Origin of the sequence: Mesorhizobium sp. M7A.F.Ca.CA.002.04.1.1 (assembly GCF_004022805.1) — a bacterium.
GTDB lineage: Bacteria > Pseudomonadota > Alphaproteobacteria > Rhizobiales > Rhizobiaceae > Mesorhizobium > Mesorhizobium ciceri.
Map to the genome: position 1 here is coordinate 1 of NZ_RZPL01000904.1, position 1,973 is coordinate 1,973.

The 1,973-nt window shown below is 63.8% G+C and carries 2 protein-coding genes; one reads left to right on the forward strand and one right to left on the reverse strand.

Features of this window, described 5'->3' with window-relative positions:
- Positions 1-207: 207 nt before the first annotated feature.
- Positions 208-990: a FadR/GntR family transcriptional regulator gene (locus tag ENZ75_RS30215; RefSeq protein WP_013530856.1), complete on the forward strand. Its 783-nt coding sequence runs from the start codon at positions 208-210 to the stop codon at positions 988-990.
- Positions 991-1,014: 24 nt separating this feature from the next.
- On the opposite strand, the gene ENZ75_RS30220 is transcribed toward ENZ75_RS30215, so the two are convergent.
- The gene (locus ENZ75_RS30220) at positions 1,015-1,953 is read right to left on the reverse strand and encodes an NAD(P)-dependent oxidoreductase (RefSeq protein ID WP_063168519.1); all 939 of its coding nucleotides are present in this window, start codon (positions 1,951-1,953) and stop codon (positions 1,015-1,017) included.
- Between the last annotated feature and the right edge of the window lie 20 nt (positions 1,954-1,973).

The following is a 1,973-nucleotide window of genomic DNA, read 5'->3' on the forward strand; positions in this document are numbered from 1 at the left end:
CAGAAGTAGGTTCTCGATTTCGGGGCGCCCGGCTGCGGGCGCCCCGTCATTCCTGGACGGAAGCGATAATTCCCGAACGGACGCAATGGTTGGGGCAACCGGCTCCGGCTTTGCTGCGCCCGTGATCTGGATTTTTCGGCAACGAGATCGGCGCCCGTGCGGTTCGGACCAGTCCGGACGACAGACGGTCGACGCATTGGAACGTGGATGCCGGACGAGAAGTCAAGCAAGCGAACCGACCGGGCCAAGGCACAAGCCAGCCACGGCCCGGCTGTCATGCGCAAGGCCGGTGCCGCGCATTTTGCGGGAGCGAGCGTCCATGTCTCGCTGGCCGGCGAGATCGGCCTGCGGATCGTGCGTGGCGACTATCCGCCCGGCACCATCCTGCCCAACGAGTCCAGATGGGCCGAGATCTTCAATGTCAGCCGTTCGGCGGTGCGCGAAGCCATCAAGATGCTGATGGCGAAAAGCCTGTTGGCCTCACGCCCCAAGATCGGCAGCTGGGTCGAGCCGAAGGAGCGCTGGAACCTGCTCGACCGCGACGTGCTGGCCTGGTACGCGACGGCGCCCGACCGCGAGGCGTTCCTGCGAACCGTGCAGGAGTTTCGTCATATCATCGAGCCGGAAGCATCGGCCTTTGCAGCCATACGGCGCAGTGACGAGCAAATGGCGGAAATCAGCCAGGCCTGCCGCGAGATGGGCGAAGCCTTGAGCCTGCAGGAGCGTATCCGCGCCGATACGCGCTTTCATCTGGCCATCCTGCGCGCCTCCGGCAACGACCTTCTGGTGCCGCTCGGCGTGCTGATCGAGTCGGCGCTCGACCATCTTTTCGCATTCACGACACAGCAGGTCGCCGATCAGCGCCAGGCGCAGAAGCTGCATGAGGCGATCGAAAAGAACATCCGCCTGCAGCGCCCGGCCGCCGCGCGCAACGCCGTGCACAAGCTGCTTGCGGATACCGATGAAGGGATCGGGCGCTGGAGGCGGTGATCGGCGCCTGCGTTGGGCAATCGGTTAAATGGTCTGCTTCTTGCCATCCTTCATCGGCATCAGGTCGACGCCGTTCACCTTCCCGATATGCGTTGCCAGCATCGGTACGAATTGCTCGGCCGGGCCGGTTGCGTGGGCACCGGCGAAGGCGTTCTTGGTGGCGTTGCCGAGCGGGTTGGCAATGCCGGCCGCACCCGCCATCGATTCCAGATAGGTCAGGTCCTTGAAGGCGTTGGCGATGGTGAATTTGTGCGCGTCGCGGTCACCTTCCAGCGTCCAGCGCATGAAGGTCTGGTAGAAGCCGCAATCCATGCGGCCATTGCGGATGACGCTGTCGAAGCGCGGCGGCGAGATGCCGACCTTCTCAGCCAGTGCCAGTGCCTCGGAATAGATCGCGGCGTAGCCGAGCGAGATGAAATTGTTGAGCAGCTTCATGCGATGGCCATCGCCGGTGTCGCCGATATGGACGATGCGGCCGGCCCAGGTTTCGATTACCGGTTTCACCCTGGCAAAGAGGGTGTCCGGCGCGCCGACCATGGCGTCGAGTGTGCCTTCCCAGGCTTCCTTCGGCGTGCGGCTGAGCGGTGCGTCGACAAAATCGATGCCGAGCGCCTTGAGTTCAGCGGCAAGCGCAATGGTCGAGACGGGGTCGGAGGTCGAGCAGTCGACGACGACGGAACCTTTCTTCAAACCCTCCTTGAGGCCGCCCGGGCCGCGAATGATGGCTTCGACCTCGCGCGAACCGGTGACGCAGATGAAGACGATTGTCGATGCCGCCGCCACATCGCGCGAGGTCGATGCTTCGGTGGCGCCGCGGCCAAGCAGGTCTTCCGCCGGCTTGCGGTTCTTGCGGCCGAGAAAGGTCAGGCTGTAGCCCTTGTCGACGATGTTCTTGGCGATCCCGTGGCCCATCAGGCCAAGCCCGATGAAGCCGATCTTTTCGCTCGCGGCAGTCGTGTTCATGTCTTCAAGTCCTGTTGCAA

Bases quoted from the DNA above. Each gene is read 5' to 3' on its own strand.
- ENZ75_RS30215 (WP_013530856.1), top strand. From the start codon at position 208: ATGCCGGACGAGAAGTCAAGCAAGCGAACCGACCGGGCCAAGGCACAA.
- ENZ75_RS30220 (WP_063168519.1), bottom strand. From the start codon at position 1,953: ATGAACACGACTGCCGCGAGCGAAAAGATCGGCTTCATCGGGCTTGGC.